14 protein-coding genes and 2 tRNA genes are annotated in these 15,848 nt (G+C 62.9%); 11 read left to right on the forward strand and 5 right to left on the reverse strand.

Features of this window, described 5'->3' with window-relative positions; genetic code table 11:
* Positions 1 to 54: 54 nt before the first annotated feature.
* From FDP28_RS04250 to FDP28_RS04270, 5 genes are all read left to right on the forward strand, one after another.
* The gene (locus FDP28_RS04250) at positions 55 to 558 is read left to right on the forward strand and encodes a LysM peptidoglycan-binding domain-containing protein (protein ID WP_144659358.1); all 504 of its coding nucleotides are present in this window, start codon (positions 55 to 57) and stop codon (positions 556 to 558) included.
* Positions 559 to 676: 118 nt separating this feature from the next.
* Positions 677 to 748, forward strand: a tRNA-Thr gene (locus tag FDP28_RS04255).
* Positions 749 to 807: 59 nt separating this feature from the next.
* A tRNA-Met gene (locus FDP28_RS04260) sits at positions 808 to 881 on the forward strand.
* Positions 882 to 943: 62 nt separating this feature from the next.
* Positions 944 to 1,600 carry an NAD(P)-binding oxidoreductase gene (locus tag FDP28_RS04265; protein ID WP_144659359.1) on the forward strand — a complete coding sequence of 219 codons (657 nt, stop codon included), beginning with the start codon at positions 944 to 946 and terminating at the stop codon, positions 1,598 to 1,600.
* Between the two features lie 116 nt (positions 1,601 to 1,716).
* Positions 1,717 to 3,288, forward strand: coding sequence for a Na+/H+ antiporter (locus FDP28_RS04270; protein ID WP_144659360.1), 1,572 nt, complete (start codon positions 1,717 to 1,719; stop codon positions 3,286 to 3,288).
* Positions 3,289 to 3,306: 18 nt separating this feature from the next.
* On the opposite strand, the gene FDP28_RS04275 is transcribed toward FDP28_RS04270, so the two are convergent.
* Complete coding sequence (locus FDP28_RS04275) at positions 3,307 to 4,524, reverse strand: ROK family protein (protein WP_144659361.1); 1,218 nt, start codon at positions 4,522 to 4,524, stop codon at positions 3,307 to 3,309.
* A 268-nt stretch (positions 4,525 to 4,792) separates the two neighbouring features.
* Here FDP28_RS04275 and FDP28_RS04280 point away from each other — a divergent pair, with 268 nt between their 5' ends.
* The 5 genes from FDP28_RS04280 to FDP28_RS04300 all read left to right on the forward strand — a co-directional run bounded on the left by FDP28_RS04280 (position 4,793) and on the right by FDP28_RS04300 (position 10,708).
* Positions 4,793 to 6,025: an ABC transporter substrate-binding protein gene (locus FDP28_RS04280; protein ID WP_260842347.1), complete on the forward strand. Its 1,233-nt coding sequence runs from the start codon at positions 4,793 to 4,795 to the stop codon at positions 6,023 to 6,025.
* A gap of 23 nt (positions 6,026 to 6,048) precedes the next feature.
* Positions 6,049 to 6,996, forward strand: coding sequence for a carbohydrate ABC transporter permease (locus FDP28_RS04285; protein WP_144659363.1), 948 nt, complete (start codon positions 6,049 to 6,051; stop codon positions 6,994 to 6,996).
* Entirely contained in the window at positions 6,996 to 7,895 is a 900-nt protein-coding gene (locus FDP28_RS04290; protein WP_144659364.1) for a carbohydrate ABC transporter permease, read from the forward strand. Before FDP28_RS04285 ends, FDP28_RS04290 begins: the two co-directional genes overlap by 1 nt.
* Positions 7,896 to 7,979: 84 nt before the next feature.
* The gene (locus tag FDP28_RS04295) at positions 7,980 to 9,734 is read left to right on the forward strand and encodes a glycoside hydrolase family 13 protein (protein ID WP_144659365.1); all 1,755 of its coding nucleotides are present in this window, start codon (positions 7,980 to 7,982) and stop codon (positions 9,732 to 9,734) included.
* Between the two features lie 20 nt (positions 9,735 to 9,754).
* Positions 9,755 to 10,708, forward strand: a complete 954-nt coding sequence (locus FDP28_RS04300; RefSeq protein ID WP_260842328.1) for an aldo/keto reductase — start codon at positions 9,755 to 9,757, stop codon at positions 10,706 to 10,708.
* A gap of 92 nt (positions 10,709 to 10,800) precedes the next feature.
* On the opposite strand, the gene FDP28_RS04305 is transcribed toward FDP28_RS04300, so the two are convergent.
* Genes FDP28_RS04305 through FDP28_RS04320 form a run of 4 tightly spaced genes read right to left on the reverse strand, consistent with a single transcriptional unit; the run spans position 10,801 to position 14,601 of the window.
* On the reverse strand, positions 10,801 to 11,724 hold the full coding sequence (locus FDP28_RS04305; protein ID WP_144659366.1) for a TauD/TfdA dioxygenase family protein: 924 nt from the start codon (positions 11,722 to 11,724) through the stop codon (positions 10,801 to 10,803).
* 53 nt (positions 11,725 to 11,777) lie between these two features.
* Positions 11,778 to 12,689 (reverse strand): ABC transporter permease, encoded by a 912-nt coding sequence (locus FDP28_RS04310; protein WP_144659367.1) that lies wholly within the window; start codon positions 12,687 to 12,689, stop codon positions 11,778 to 11,780.
* Positions 12,689 to 13,576, reverse strand: a complete 888-nt coding sequence (locus FDP28_RS04315; protein WP_144659368.1) for an ABC transporter ATP-binding protein — start codon at positions 13,574 to 13,576, stop codon at positions 12,689 to 12,691. The genes FDP28_RS04310 and FDP28_RS04315 overlap by 1 nt, the downstream gene beginning before the upstream one ends.
* Before the next feature lie 2 nt (positions 13,577 to 13,578).
* The gene (locus FDP28_RS04320; protein WP_186313503.1) at positions 13,579 to 14,601 is read right to left on the reverse strand and encodes an ABC transporter substrate-binding protein; all 1,023 of its coding nucleotides are present in this window, start codon (positions 14,599 to 14,601) and stop codon (positions 13,579 to 13,581) included.
* Positions 14,602 to 14,980: 379 nt separating this feature from the next.
* On the opposite strand from FDP28_RS04320, the gene FDP28_RS04325 reads away from it, so the two are divergent.
* Positions 14,981 to 15,844: an HpcH/HpaI aldolase/citrate lyase family protein gene (locus FDP28_RS04325; protein ID WP_144659369.1), complete on the forward strand. Its 864-nt coding sequence runs from the start codon at positions 14,981 to 14,983 to the stop codon at positions 15,842 to 15,844.
* Positions 15,845 to 15,848: the final 4 nt, after the last annotated feature.

A 15,848-nucleotide genomic window follows, 5' to 3' on the forward strand; every position in this document is an offset into this window, starting at 1 on the left:
CGCCGTACGATCAAGGTGCCGGCCGACTGGCCACAGAACAAGGGAGGGTGCTCCATGGGTTTGCTGGATAACGTGAAGAAGAACCTTGGCTTTGGAGACAAGGGCGCACAGCACGACGACGGCGGTGCGCGGGCAAGCGGTGCGACGGAGCCGGTGGAGGACCACACCGCGGTGACCCAGGCCGCAGAGGATGCTGCCGCCGTCGAGGTTTCAGCGGCGGACACGTCCGCGGCCGAAGCTGCCGCGGCACAAGCGGCGCGGCAACAGGCCGCAGCAGACGCCGCAGCCGCCGAGGAAGCGTCGCAGGAGGGCTTGGATCCTGACGCCCCGGAAATCCAGTCACAGGCCCAGGAGGCGGCTGTAGAGGCAGCTGCAGCAACGGGCCAGCCCGGGCCCGTGGCACCGCGTGTCACTGAAGTAGTCGTGGAGCAAGGGGACACCATGAGTGGCATTGCCGCGCAGTTCGGTGTGGACCTCGGTGCCTTGATCGCCACGAACGCAGATACCGTGCCCAACCCGGATCAGATCTACCCCGGACAGGTGCTTCGGCTGCCCTGATTTTCTCCGTTTGTAGATCAGGTAAACAGCTGTTTTGCAAATTGTGTCGAGGCCATTTTTCCCTTTGGATTCGCCGATTTGTAGCTTCTGAAAACGTCCGGTAGAGTATTTACTCGTTGCCCCCCTAGCTCAGTGGTAGAGCGCGTTCTTGGTAAGAACGAGGTCACCGGATCGATTCCGGTGGGGGGCTCTGGATGAGGGCCTGCGTCAAGGCGGTTTGACCGGCTGACGCAGGCTTTTCTCATCCGTGGCGGTGTAGCTCAGTTGGTTAGAGCGCACGACTCATAATCGTGAGGTCGGGAGATCGAGCCTCCCCACCGCTACAGAGCAAGACCCCGCAGATATTGTCTGCGGGGTTTTTTGTTTTCTGGGACAGAATGGGTCCATGAGCCGAATCGCGATTATTGGCGGCCACGGGAAAGTGGCCCTGCATCTGTCCCGGATTCTTAGTGGTGAAGGTCACGACGTCACGTCCTTCATCCGAAATCCCGACCATGTGGCGGATGTCACGGGAACGGGGGCCTCCGCTGAGGTGCTGGACGTTGAACATTCGACGACGGCGGAACTCGCCCAGGCGCTGCAGGGCCACGATGCCGTGGTCTGGTCCGCAGGGGCCGGCGGGGGCAACCCCGCAAGGACCTATGCCGTGGACCGGGACGCTGCCATCCGTTCCATGGAGGCTGCGGCGGAGTCGGGTGTGAAGAGATACGTCATGGTGTCCTACATTGGTGCTTCCAAGGAGCACGGTGTCCCGGAAGACCACCCCTTCTTCGCTTACGCGGAGTCCAAGGCTGCGGCCGATGACTATCTGCGCGGCACGGACCTTAACTGGACAGTCCTGGGACCCGGCAGCCTGACCGATGAGCCGGCCACGGGGTTGATCGAACTGCATCCGGAAAACCCCGATGACGGCACGCAGACGTCCCGGGCCAACGTTGCCCTGGTGGCTGCCGCCGTCCTGGAGCTGCCGGAGACCATCGGCAAGACCCTCCCGTTCAAGGACGGTACCGAGGACGTGGTGGACGCCCTGACCAAGGAGTGAAGGCGCCGCTGAGCCACGCGCTCGCGGGGAAGTGTCCGTGCCCCGGGATATGTTTGTAGGGAACTTTTCCGGTCCGGCCGGGGAAGGGGCCGTACAACATCTGGGGAAGCAGGAACATGGATCAGCTGGCGCTCATAGTCGGGTTGCTGCTTGCAACAGTATTCGCCGTCGGTCTGGGGGACCGGCTCCGCCTGCCGTATCCGGTGCTCATGCTGCTGCTGGCGGTTGCCCTCACGTTCATTCCCGGCTTTCCCGAGTTCGAGATTTCGCCGGAACTGATCCTGCCGATCTTCCTTCCGCCGTTGCTCTTCGCCACGGCCCAGAAGAGTTCCTGGGCGGTTTTCCGTGTCCGTTGGCGGACGTTGCTGCTGATGGCTGTCGCCTTGGTGGTGGTGACCACCGCCGCGGTGGCCGGGGCCGCCTGGTTGATGATTCCAAGCATTGGTATCCCCGCTGCAATCGCCTTGGGGGCCATGGTGGCGCCGCCGGATCCCGTAGCCGTGGAGTCCGTGGCAGGCCGTGTGCATATGCCACGCCGGCTCATCACCGTTCTTCAAAGTGAAGGCCTCTTCAACGACGCCGCTGCCATCGTGATCTTCCAGGCTGCCGTCGCAGCCACCATGTCCGGCAAGGAAGTAGGCCCCGAGGTCATCCCCCAGTTCGTGCTGGGTGCGGCGCTGGCCGTCGTGATCGGCATCGCGATGGGTTGGCTGACCAAATTCATTACCAAGCTGGTCACGTCCATGGTGGCACGCAGCGCAGTCACCCTGGTGGTTCCTTTTGCTGCCTACATCCTCGCCGAAGAGCTGCACGCCTCCGGCGTGGTCGCCGTCGTCGTTACTGCCTTGGAACTGCAGCGCCACGCCCGACCGCAGGACGCAGCGGAGCGCGTGACGCGGACGGCGTTCTGGGACGTGGTGGAGTTGCTCGCCACGGGCCTGGCCTTCGGCCTGGTGGGGCTGGAGATCCGGCAGGTGATCCGGGACGAAGGCACTGCCATTTTCGGCATGGTCGGCATGGCCGTGGTGATCTGTGTCCTGGTGTTCGTGGTGCGGTACCTGTGGCTTGGGCTGCTTGCCTTGACGGCCCGACGGCGGCGCAACCTTCTGCAGCCCACCTCACCCAAAGAGGTGCTCATCCTGACATGGTGCGGAATGAGGGGCCTTGCCACGCTGGCGCTGGCCTTGGCGCTTCCGTTGACGTTGCCGGATGGCAGCGACTTCCCTGCGCGGCACGAGATCCTGGTCATTTCCTGCGCCGTGCTGCTGGCCACCCTGGTTCTTCCGGGGCTGACCCTGCCGTGGTTGATGCGGGTACTGGACGCTACCGAGGACGGCTCGCATGAAAAGGATGCTGCGCGCCTGCTGGCCAAGCGGGCACAGACGGCGGCGGTTGCTGCCCTGAAGGACCACGACCTGATGAAGGAGCTTCCTCCGGAGAAGGTGGCGCTGGTGAAGGAGAAGATGCGCCGGCTGCACGCCGAGCTGCTCGATGGCACCCTGAAGAACGAGTCTGCCAAGGAGAAACGCGAGCGGGGCCGGGAACTGGCCATCACTGTCCAGACCATCGCCCTGGATGCGGCCCGGATGGAAGTGGTCCAGGCCCGGAATGAGCCGGGGACCGATCCCGAGGTGGCGGACCGGGTCCTGCGCCAGCTGGACCTGCGGACCATGTCCATGCCGGAGTAGTTGGCGCTTGGGGCAGGCTCAGGACGCCCGGTTGGGCCGCGAGGAGGGGGAGAGGTCCAGCGCGTGTTCCTCGACGTAGTCCAAGGCATGCCGGATGGCTCCGAGGGAAACTATTCCGTCGCCCACAATGGAGGTCGCCAGCCTCGGGGGAGTGAAGGTGAACTCCGGAAGGTGTTTGGCGATGCCTGGCAGCAGCACTTCGGCTGAAGCGGCGACTCCTCCGGCGATCACCACGAGTTCGGGATTGACCAGTGTGCTGATGGCGCCAATTACCTTCGCCATGCGGAGGGAGACGCTCTCCAATGCCTTCTTTGAGGCAGCGTCACCTTCTGCGGCGGCGGTGAAGACCATCTCTGCGGTCAGGGCATCGGGATTCCCGCCGCAGAGTGCCCGCAGCTTTGTGGCTGTCTGCGTCTTCAAGGCTTCCCGGCCTGCCGCTGTGGCTTCGTATGCAATGCCGTAGGTGCTCCCCACGCCTTCGACGTTGTTGAGGAACCCCAGTTCGCCGAACCCGCCCAGATGACCGTGCAGCAGGCGCCCCGATTCGAGGATGCCCGAGCCCAGCCGGTCGCCGGCCAGCATGACCACCAGGTTGCCCACGCCCTTGGCCGTGCCCCGCCAGCGTTCGGCAAGGGCCGCGAGGTTGGCGTCGTTTTCCAGCAGCACGTGCCAGCCGTGCCGTTCCGAGACAATCCGGCGGACGTCGAAGGACTTCCAGAACTCCTGGACGGTGAGGACTTCGCCTTCCCGGTTGACGGGTGCTGCGACGCCGACCGATACCGCCAGCACGGAGTCGGCGGGAACACCCGCTTTCTCGAGTGCCTCGGCGGCAATCTTGTCCAGGACGTCGGCCCGTTCGGCTGCTGAGACGTTATAGGTCCGGAAGGGCCTGGTGACCTGGGACAGCGGGGTCCCGGCCATGTCGGCGACGATTGTGGTGATCTTGTTGACGCCGATATCGATTCCCAGAACGCTCGCAGCGCCGTCGTCAAAAACAAACCTGCGTGCGGGCCTGCCCTTGATGTAGTCGCCCGCGCCACGCTGGTTCTCGAGCTCCTGCAGCCAGCCGAGCCGGACCAATTCATCACAGATGGAGATGACAGTGGCCCGGGACAAACCCGTCATGGTCATCAACTCCGTGCCTGTGACGACCCCTGCTCCGCGCATGGCTTTGAGCATGGCTCCGGCGTTGAGCCTGCGTACCAACTGTGTGGACGGCGCGGTTCCGCTCATCATGCAGTGCTCCCAACTTTAAGGCGAGGCGATGGAAGGACTCATCGGCCGCTCTAAATTTAGTACATAAATTTAAACTTCGCCCTGTTACGCCCGCCGACTTGACCGTGTGGCGGCGCTCACAGAATACTTGTCGCAGATAATAAATTTATTTCCTATCTAAATTCCTGGGTGATGTAGCGCGCCATCATCCGACGCATGCGGCAGAGGGGCCGCACGACGAAAGGACTACGTGTCTGTGAAAGTGACACGCAAGAAACGCATGGCAGCAATGGGTCTCGGATTGGCATTGCTTGCGGGACTGCTCTCGGGATGCTCCGGGGATCAGGGGAAAGAGACCATCCGCTTCACCTTCAGCAAGCGGGAGGCGATCGGCTTCATGACAAAGCTGGTCGCCGACTACAACGCATCGCAGGACCATACGGAAGTCGTGTTGGACACCTCCGGCGTGGACGTGGTGTCTGCGAGCTTCGTCCGCGGCAACCCGCCGGACATCGCCCTGGCCAACTACAACATGGAAACCTCGCGGTTTGTCCAGCGAGGAGTCCTGAGCGACTTGTCTGAAACAGGGGCCGCTTCGCGCATCCGCGAAGACCTCCAGCCGCTGATGGACCAGTACGGTTCCTATCCGGGTCGGACCAGCGCCTTGCCGTACTCGATCATGGCCTCCTCGGTGATCTACAACAAGGAGATCTTCGCCGCCAACAACATCGAGGTTCCACGTACCTGGAGCGAACTGATCGCTGCGTGCGACAAGCTCAAAGCAGCCGGAGTGACGCCGTTCTATGCAACCTGGAAAGATGATTGGACCATCGCCCAGGGATGGTTCGACTACTCCGTGGGTGGCCAGCTGGATACTCTGGGCTTTTTCGACAAGCTGGAATCCGAAGGGACCGCCGTGGGGCCCGAATCCCAAGCGTCATTCCAAAAGGACTTCGACCAGCCCGTGGACAAGATGCTGACGCTGGCAAAGAACTACGTCAACAAGGACGCCGCCAGCCGCGCATACGGAGACGGAAACCTCGCGTTTTCGCAGGGCAAGGCAGCGATGTACCTTCAAGGCCCCTGGGCCTTCAGCGAGGTTGCCAAGACCGCTCCGAACCTGCAGCTCGGAACGTTTCCGCTGCCGATGACGGAAAATCCGGAAGACCTGCGCGTGCGGGTGAACGTGGACCTTGCCGCCTGGATTCCGGAGGCGTCCAAACACAAGGACGCGGCCCATGAATTCCTCGAGTACCTCTACAGGCCGGACGTGATCGAGGCGTACAACGCTTCGCAGCTGGGATTCACTCCCACCAAGGATGCAAGCGGAGTGCCCGACCCCCGGGTGGAGGGTATGGCCAAGTACTACAACAACGCCCAGGTGTACCAAGGGCCATCCGTACTGGTTCCCAAAACAATCCCCATCATGAACTACACGCAGGCGCTCGTGTTTGGTGCCGACCCCACATCCACCCTCCGCACACTCGACGCAGACTGGGCACGCCTGGCCTTCCGCCAGTAGCGCAGAGACAGGGAGCCAGAAAAATGTCCATCATCGCAACGTCCCAAACATCAGAAGACCAGGGAATCCCTGGCAGCGGCCGGGGCCCGGCGTCGGCCCCGCGGCAGCGCAAGGGGAAACGGGTTGAACCCATCTTCTACCTTTTCCTCCTGCCGAGCCTTGTCCTTTTCACCTTGGCCATCACAGTCCCGGGAGTCATCGGAATCTTTTTCAGCTTTACGGACTCCATTGGCATCGGAGACTGGGAGTTCGTCGGGCTGACCAACTACATCGCCCTCTTCAGTGACCCCGCCATCCTGCAGAGCTACTTGTTCACGTTCGGCTTCTCGATTGTCACAGTCATCGCGGTGAACGTGATCGCTTTCCTGCTGGCCGTCGGCTTGACCTCCCGCATCCGGATGAAGTCTGCGCTGCGGACCATCTTCGTGATCCCGATGGTTGTCTCCGGCATCATCATCGCCTACGTGTTCAACTTCCTCTTTTCGAACTCCCTGCCGGCGTTCGGCGCTTCCGCAGGAATCCCCTGGCTGGAGGGGAGCCTCCTGGCCAACCCCGACCTGGCGTGGATCGCGATCGTGCTGGTCACTGCATGGCAGGCAGTTCCTGGATCCCTGCTCATCTACATCGCGGGCCTCGTCGCGGTACCGGGGGACGTCTATGAGGCAGCTGACCTTGACGGTGCGAGCAAGGCACAACAGCTTCTCAAAATCACGCTGCCGCTGGTTGCCGGCTATGTGGTCATCAACGTCATCCTCGGGTTCAAGGGTTTCCTCAACGCCTACGACATCATCGTGGGTCTGACCAACGGCGGACCGGGTACCTCCACGCGAAGCATCGCCATGACGGTCATTACCGGTTTCAACGGCGGAGACTATGCCTACCAGATGGCCAACGCCACGATCTTCTTCCTGGTAGCCATTGCCATTTCCCTTGTACAGCTATCCCTGACCCGCGGACGGAATGCCCTCTGATGAGCACACAAGCCACCCTCGACTCTGAACACGCCACCAAGGCCACCTCTGCGGGTGCCCGGCGCTCACCCGAAAAGCCGGAGCGGATCAACTGGTCCGCGACCACCGTCCTTGTCCTGTGCGCAGTGACTGTGCTGTTGCCCTTGTATGTCACCGTCTCCATGGCGTTCAAGACGCAGGGGCAGGCCGTGGACGGCAATGCCTTCTCCTTGCCGGCTCCCTTCAGCCTCGACGGTTTCATCCAGGCCTGGACGCTGACCAACTTCCCCGTGGGGGCGGCGATGTCCTTGCTGGTTACCGCCGGGACCGTGGTTGCCACGATCGTCCTTGCAGCCTTCGCCTCGTATGCGATTGTCCGCAACTGGGACAGGCGCCTGTTCCGGTATTCGTTCTTCTACCTGCTCGCGGCGATGTTCATCCCGTTCCCGGTAGTGGCCTTGCCGCAGATCCAACTGACCGGGCGGCTGGGCCTGGACAATCCCTTCGGTGTGATCCTGCTGGCCACGATGTTCCAACTGAGCTTCAGCGTGCTTCTCTTCACCGCGTTCCTGCGCTCCATCCCCATGGAGCTGGAAGAAAGCGCCAGGATCGACGGAGCCACCACCTGGCAGACCTTCTGGAAACTGATCTTCCCCTTGCTGGCTCCCATGAGCGCAACGGTGGGTATCTTCGCCTTCCTCTATGCCTGGAACGACTTCATGATGCCTTCGCTGATCATTTCCGATCCCGCGCTCCAGACCCTTCCCGTGCGGCAGAGCCTGTTCCAGACGCAGTTCAGCAACAACTACCACGTCTCCTTCGCCTCTTACTTGATGGCCATGGCCCCGGCTATCGTTGCCTACCTGTTCACGCAGAGGTGGGTCATGGCGGGGGTTACCCAGGGCGCTGTGAAGGGCTGACCCCGGAAGTGCTGTTGACCTCCCGTGCCAGCCGTCACATACTGGTTCGGGAACTAAATTTAGAATCTAAATCAAAGGAGTTTCGTGAGCACCTCCGCCACCAAGGCAAACCTGTCCCACTCCGACCGCATGGCCGACCCCAACTGGTGGCGCCAAGCTGCCGTGTACCAGATCTACCCCCGCAGCTTCTACGACGCGAACGGTGATGGCCTCGGTGACATCAAAGGCATCACGGCCAAGGTTCCCTACCTGCAGGAACTCGGCGTCGATGCCGTGTGGCTGAGCCCGTTCTACCCCTCCGCGCTCGCCGACGGCGGCTACGACGTCGATGACTACCGGAACGTGGACCCCAAGCTCGGAACGCTCGAAGACTTTGACGAGATGGCCGCAGCCCTGCACGCCGCCGGCATCAAGCTCGTAGTGGACATCGTCCCCAACCACTCCTCCGACCGCCACGAGTGGTTCAAGGAAGCACTCGCATCGCCGAAGGGCTCGGCCGCACGGGATCGCTACATCTTCCGTGACGGCAAGGGCGAAAACGGCGAAGTACCGCCGTCGGACTGGGACTCCGTGTTCGGCGGACCCATCTGGGAGCGCATCACGGAACCGGACGGCACCCCCGGCCAGTGGTACATGCACATCTTCGCCAAGGAGCAGCCGGACTTTAACTGGGAGAACCCGGAGATCCGCGAAGACTTCCTGAAGACCCTGCGCTTCTGGTCCGACCGAGGCGTGGACGGCTTCCGCATCGACGTTGCCCACGGCATGGCGAAGGACCTGTCCGAGCCGATGCCCATGAAGGAAGACCTCCTGAAGAAGGCCCACGGAACCGACGGTTTCATCGACGGCTCCCACCCCTTCTGGGACCGGGACGAAGTCCACGAGGTCTACGCGGAGTGGCGCAAACTCTTCAACGAATACAACCCGCCCCGGACGGCCGTCGCCGAAGCCTGGGTCCACGAGTCACGCCGCGCGCGTTACGCCAGCCCCGAGGGCCTGGGCCAGGCCTTCAACTTCGACCTGCTGCAGTCGGACTTTGACGCCGCATCCTTCAAGAAGATCATCACGGACAACCTGGTGCACGCCAAGGAGTCCGGAGCCTCCTCCACGTGGGTCTTTTCCAACCACGACGTCGTCCGGCACGCCACCCGCTACGGGCTGCCGAAGGGTGGTTCCGTCGCGCAGGGAACCAACGCAGCCCAGGACATCACCGGTGCCGAGCCCAAGGGCCAGGACGGCAAGGGCTGGTTGCTCGCAGGTGCTCCCGCTGAAGAGCTGGACATCGAACTTGGCCTCAAGCGGGCACGGGCGGCTTCCTTGCTTCTGCTCGCACTTCCCGGTTCGGCCTACCTGTACCAGGGTGAAGAGCTCGGGCTGCGCGAAGTCACCGAGATTCCTGACTCCGAACGGCAGGACCCGTCGTTCTTCCGCAACAAGGGTGTGGAAATCGGCCGTGATGGCTGCCGCGTCCCGCTGCCGTGGACTCCGGAGGGCCCATCCTTCGGCTTCGGCGCCGGCACCGCACACTTGCCCCAGCCTGCCTGGTTCAAGGACTACGCCGTGTCCACGCAGGAAGGCATTGAAGGCTCAACCCTTGAGCTCTACCGCCAGGCCCTGCGTCTTCGCAGTGAACTTCAAACCGAAGAAGAACTCGAGTGGGTGGAAACGGGCAACCCCGAGGTACTGCACTTCAGCCGCCCGGGCGGCTGGGAAACGGTGACTAACTTCGGCGCAGAAGCGTTCCAGCTTCCGGCGGGGACCGTCGTCGTCAGCAGCGGTCCCCTGGAGGACGGCAAGCTTCCGGCCGATACCACCGCCTGGATTGTCCGCGAAGCCTAAGCGCACGGGAAAGACAACAAGTGAACAATGCGAACGGGCGGGGACGCCTCATCTACGGCTGCATGGGACTGGGCGGTTCCTGGGACGGCACCTCCTACGGGGCCGCGGAAATCGACCAGGCCGCTGCAGTGATTGAATCGGCGCGGGGTATCGGCATCGGGCTTTTCGACCACGCCGACATCTACCGCAGCGGTAAATCAGAGGCCGTCTTTGGTGAGGTCCTCGTCCGTTCGCACGGCCTGCGGGAGAAGATCCAGCTGCAGACCAAATGCGGGATCAGGCTGGGGGAGCGGGGACTGCAGACGCACTACGACCTTAGCCGCGAAGCCATCCTCGAACGGGTCAACGAGAGCTTGAAGCGGCTCCAAACGGAGTACGTTGACGTGCTGCTCCTGCACCGGCCCGATCCCCTGATGGACGCGCGCGAGGTGGCTGACGCCGTCGGGCAGTTGATGGCCGAAGGCAAGGTGCGGCAACTGGGTGTGTCCAACATGTCCGGCGCCCAGATTGCCTACCTCCAGGACCGCCTGGAAACGCAGGTCGTGGCGAACCAACTGGAGATGAGCCTGCTCAAGCGGGATTGGCTCGAGAGCACTGTGCTGGTCAACCATCCGGAAAGCGCTGGATCCGGCTTCCCGCACGGGACACTTGAGCACTGCATGGACAAGGGGATCGAGCTTCAGGCGTACGGCTCCTTGGCCCAAGGGCGGTACACAGGTGCGGGCGCGCAATCGGACGCGGAGACGGCGACTGCCGCGATGCTCCAGCGACTTGCTGCGGAGAAGCACACCACGGTGGAAGCCGTCCTGCTGGGCTGGCTCATGAAGCACCCTGCCCGGATATCGCCGGTGGTCGGCACCACCAACCTTTCACGCATCGGCGCCTGCGCCGACGCTGCAGACGTGGCCGCGCAGATGTCCCGGGCAGAGTGGTACGGCCTGTGGATGGCGGCCCGGGGAAGCAACATCCCTTAAACCCAACTGAGTCGCAGTTCTTGTCGTCATCAAGGCTCAAAACGACATCTACTGCGACTCAGCTGGGTTACAACAGCAACACATAAGACCCCCTAGGACAGTTCAGCCACCACGGAGTAGGTGCTGGAATCACCCTGGATGGCCTGGCTCTGCTTGCCGTCGATGCCCACGGGGATGTCGCCGGCGATCGTCACGCGGTTGAGCTTGCGCGGCTGGCTGTCGTAGTTGTCCGGAGCGTAGTGCTGGGTAATGCGGTTGTCGAACAGCACCACCTGGTTGGGTTCCCAGTTCACCCGGACCACGTTCTCCGGACGGGTCACGTAGGCCTGCAGCAAGCGGATGATGTCCTTCGACTCGGTGTTGGAAAGCCCCACAATCCGAAGCCGCTGCGCAAAGCCGCCGATGAAGAGCCCGCGCTCGCCGGTCAGCGGGTGGACGCGGACCACCGGGTGGGCGGTCTCGAACTTCAAGCGGGTGAACTCCTTGCGGCGTTCCTCGGCGTTGGCGTGCTCCAGGTTCTTGGGAACGGAGTAGTCGTAGTCGTTGGTGTGGATGGCCCACAGGGTGTCCGCGAAGTTCCGCAACTCCTCCGGAAGGTCCTGGTAGGCGCCGGCCGAAGAAGCGATCAAGGTCTCGCCACCGTAAGCAGGCAGGTCGATGCTGCGCAGAGTGGAAGCCTGGGGCGGGTTCACCACGAAGGTGACGTCCGTGTGCCAGTTGTTGGCCGAACCGTTCTCGCTGTCCACCGGCAGGACATTCTCTTCGCCCTCCACCGATGCCACGGTGGGGTGCGCCTTGGTCAAGGGGCCGAAGTGTGAAGCGAACTTCACTTGGGCTTCGTCCGTGAGGATGTTGGCCTCACGGAATACCAGTGCCTTGTGTTCGTTGAGCGCTGCACGGATCTGGGCAACAGTGTCTTCGCTCAGGTCGCCGCTGATGTCCAGGCCGCGGATCTCGGCGCCGATGCGGGAGCCCAGCTTGGCGAATTGGAGCTTGGTTTCGGTAATGACAGTCATTGTTTTTCCTTTTCTTTCAGTGATGGGTGTGGCTGGATCGCCACGGGTAAAACTTAGGAAGCGGCAGAACCAACGGCGGTCCGCCAGCGGGAGAAGTGCCGCTCAAGGCCGACCAGCAGGAAGTTCACGCCAAGCCCGAGCAGGGAGACCGTGAGGATGCCCGCGTACATGTCCGGGATAAGGAAGCTGCTCTGCGCGTTCACGATCAGATAACCGAGTCCGGCTTTGGCGCCGACCATTTCGGCTGCGATCAACACCAGGATGGACGCGGTGCCCGCCATGCGGATGCCGGTGAAAATGGTCGGCACCGCCGAGGGCAGGATGACCTTCTGGAACAGTCGGAAGCTGTTCAGGCCCAGCGAACGCGCGGCCCGGATCAGCAACGGATCCACGGTCTTCACGCCGGCGATCGTATTGAGCAGCACCGGGAAGAACGCAGCGTACGCCACGATGCTGATCTTGGATTCCTCACCGATACCCAGCAGCAGCGTGAAGACCGGAAGCAGGGCAAGGGCGGCGGTGTTGCGGAAGAGTTCCAGCAGCGGGTTCAGGACCGAGTTCAGCCGTCCGTACCAGGCAATCAGCAAGCCCAGTGATACACCAGCCACCAGGGCCGCCCCGAAACCGGCCACCGAACGGGTCAGGCTCGCCGCGATGTGGCCTTGGATGGTTCCGGCTTCGAACAGCTTGCCCCATGCCAGAAGCACTTCATGCAGCGGCGGAAGGAATACCCGGGTGGAGGGGCTGGCCAAGTACGTCGGCCCGAGCTCCCACAGCAGCAGGAAGGCAAGGATGGCGGCGGACTTCCACACGCCCGAACCCACAGCCGAGGCGACCCGGCGCACCAGGCCAGGGGCCGGCGTCGTACGTTCCGCCGTGGGTACTTGTGAAACGGAAGGCTCGACGGCGGTTGTCCGCTGGGGTGCGGACGCGGCGGTTTCTGCCTGTGCGAGGGTGGTGGTCATCAGGCCGCGCTCCTTTCAGGGATGGTTGCTGGTTCGTCCGGGGCACTGCCGTCCGGGAGGATCTTGCGGTGTCCGGCGTCCTGTGCCCGGCGGACTTCGTCGTGAAGCAGGGTCCACACCTGGTGGCGGTGCTCCACGAAGGCAGGATTGGAGCGGATGTCCTCCTCGCCGTCACGGTCCGGAATGTCGATATCCACGATTTCCTTGAGGCGGCCCGGACGTGCGCTCAAGACCGCAACGCGCTGGCCCAAGTACACGGCTTCGTCGATGCCGTGCGTGATGAAGACGATGGTCTTGCCGGTGGCCTTCCAGATCCTGAGGAGCTCGTCCTGCAACTGCTCACGGGTCTGGGCATCCAAGGCCGCAAACGGCTCGTCCATCAGCAGCACATCGGGCTCGTACGCCAGGCTGCGGGCGATGGCGACGCGCTGCTTCATGCCGCCCGAGAGCTCGTGCGGGTAGCGGTCCTCGAAGCCCGCGAGGCCTACCAGCGCCAGGTACTCCTTGGCTTTCGCGGCGCGCTCGCGGCGGTTCAGCTTTTTGCCGTCCGCGCCCACACCCTCAAGTCCGATGGAGACGTTGGCCGAAGCCGTCCGCCAGGGGAACAAGGCGTACTGCTGGAAAACCACGGCCCGGTCTTTGCCAGGTCCTGTTACCGGCTTGCCGTCCACCAATACCTCGCCGGAGGTGGGCGTGGAAAGCCCGGCAAGCAGGTCCAGGAGCGTCGTCTTCCCCGAACCACTGGGCCCCACCAAGGTGAGGAATTCGCCGTCGCGGACATCCAGGCTGAGGGAGTCGATTGCAGTCAGCGTCGTGGCGGGGGTGGACTTGGTAGCCCGGACCGTGAACTTTTTGGTGACATTCCTGAGGCTGATCTTCGCTGTCATGGTCATCCCTTCTTCGCGAGATCGTTGAAGTCGTTGGTGTAGTACTTGGACGCGGTCAGCTTGTCCTTGACGATTCCGGCCGAGTTCAGCCAGGCTTCCCACCGCGTGAAGTCCTTGTCCTGGATCACGCCCGCGTCCGGTACGCCAGGGCTCTTCCAGAACTTCAGGTTGGCCGTGCTCTCGTTGCGGCCACGGCTTTCGATGATCTTGGTGAAGCGGGCTATGACCTCATCACGCGGTGTTTCAGCTGCCCACTTGATGGCCTTGGCAACGCCGGTAGTGAAGGTGCGGGTGGTGTTCGGGTTCTTCTCGATGAAGTCGTTGCGGAGCACGATCTGTCCGCCTGCGAAGTTGCCGAACAGCTGGACGTCGCTGAACAGGGAGCGCAGTCCGCCGGCTTCAACGGCGCGGTCCTGCAGGACCCCGCCGAGCGTTCCGGCATCCACCTGGCCGCGGCGGATCGCTTCCTCGGTGTCGTTGGGAGCCAAGGGAACCAGCTGGACCTGCTTGATCTCGTCCTGGCTCAGGCCGTTCTTGGTCAGCCAGGTGTTGATGACAGCCTCATGGTGGGCGCCCAAGGTGTTGACGGCGATCTTCTTGCCGATCAGGTCCTTGGGACCTTTGATGTCGCTCTCTGCCTTGACGTAGTAGCCGCTGAAGGTCAACTCGTCCGAACCGTAATAGTTCACGACGCCCTTCACCGGGGCTCCGGCCTCGATCAGCTTCACCACCGCGCCGGAGAAGGCGCCGCCGAAGTCCGTCTGGTTGGTGGCTGCGGACTGGATGTCCTGCGGGCCGCTGGTGGTGTTTCCCACCCAGTTCAGCTTCAGGTCGCCCAGGTAGCCGAGGTCCGCTGCCAGTTCGGGGAAGGTCACGTTGTTGGCTGAGCCTTGGTACCGAAGTTCTTTGACCTCGTTGCCTGGCTGACCGCTTTGTCCGGCTTCGGCTGCACCGCCGCAGCCGCTCACCGTCAGCGCTAGTACGACGGCGGCCGCGACGCTCAGGAGGGGCAGATGCAGTTTCATGGGAGCTACTTTCGATGGATTGGAGTGGGTTGGGGTGATCCGCTGCGGCAAGTACTCGGCGAGCTGTGCAACGGCTTGGGAACGATGAAAGCCCATGACGACGGCGGCTGGGAAGTAGCGCGGTAACGCCCGGAAACGCTGCGAAACAGCCCGAAACGGGACGAAATCCTGAGCCATTCCCGGCAACCGGGCGACTCAAAGACGCAGTGTTGAGCCGCGTGAACAACAGCGTCAGGTGGGCCGTTCATGACTGGCGTGTACCGCCGTCGGGCCTTCATACTGCGGGACTCCACAGTCATATGGCGTTTAGTTCGTATTGATCCTCACAAGGAACGCGAATTCTTGGCCTTGCGGGCGGCAGGGCGGATACGGTAGATACATGACGTCTAGCATCGCCGCCGAATCCATTCGGCCCACCCGCAATATTCCCGCCGATATCGCCCGTTCCTGGCTTCTCGTGAATGCCATGAAGACGGAGCTTTTTGACGAATCTGCGGCTTCGCGTGCTGACGCCATCATCCTGGACATCGAAGACGCCGTTGACCCGTCCCAGAAGGACGCTGCCCGCGAAAACGTCGTGAACTGGCTCGCCGGCGGCGGCCAAGCCTGGGTCCGTATCAACGACGCCACCAGCGATTTCTGGGCCGATGACCTCGCCGGCCTGCGCGGTACCCCGGGGCTCCTGGGCGTCATGCTCGCCAAGACCGAATCCGCTGACCAGGTCACTGAGTCGTACCACCGCATGGACGGCAAGACTCCCGTGGTTGCTTTGGTGGAATCAGCCCTCGGCATTGAGGAAGCGAACCACATCGCCCGCGCACAGGGTGCCTTCCGCCTGGCCTTCGGTTCCGGTGACTTCCGCCGCGACACCGGCATGGCCGCAACGCCTGAAGCCATGGCGTACCCGCGGGCCAAGCTGGTTGTCGCCAGCCGCGTAGGCAACCTCCCGGGACCCATCGATGGACCCACCGTCGGCACCAACCACCCGATCCTGCGCGAGCAGACGGGCATCACCGTGACCATGGGCATGACCGGCAAGCTGTGCCTGGCCATCGACCAGACCACGGTTATCAACGAGGTCATCAGCCCCACGCCTTCCGACGTCGCCTGGGCTACCGACTTCATGAACGACTTCGAAGCCAACGGCCGCGTCATCCGCGACGGCTCCGACCTGCCGCGACTGGGCCGTGCTGAGAAGATCATGAAGCTCGCCGTGGCCTTCGGGGTCCAGCCTTCCCTGTAAGGGG

Origin of the sequence: Paenarthrobacter nicotinovorans, from assembly GCF_007670255.1 — a bacterium.
In the GTDB taxonomy this organism is placed as follows: domain Bacteria; phylum Actinomycetota; class Actinomycetes; order Actinomycetales; family Micrococcaceae; genus Arthrobacter; species Arthrobacter nicotinovorans_B.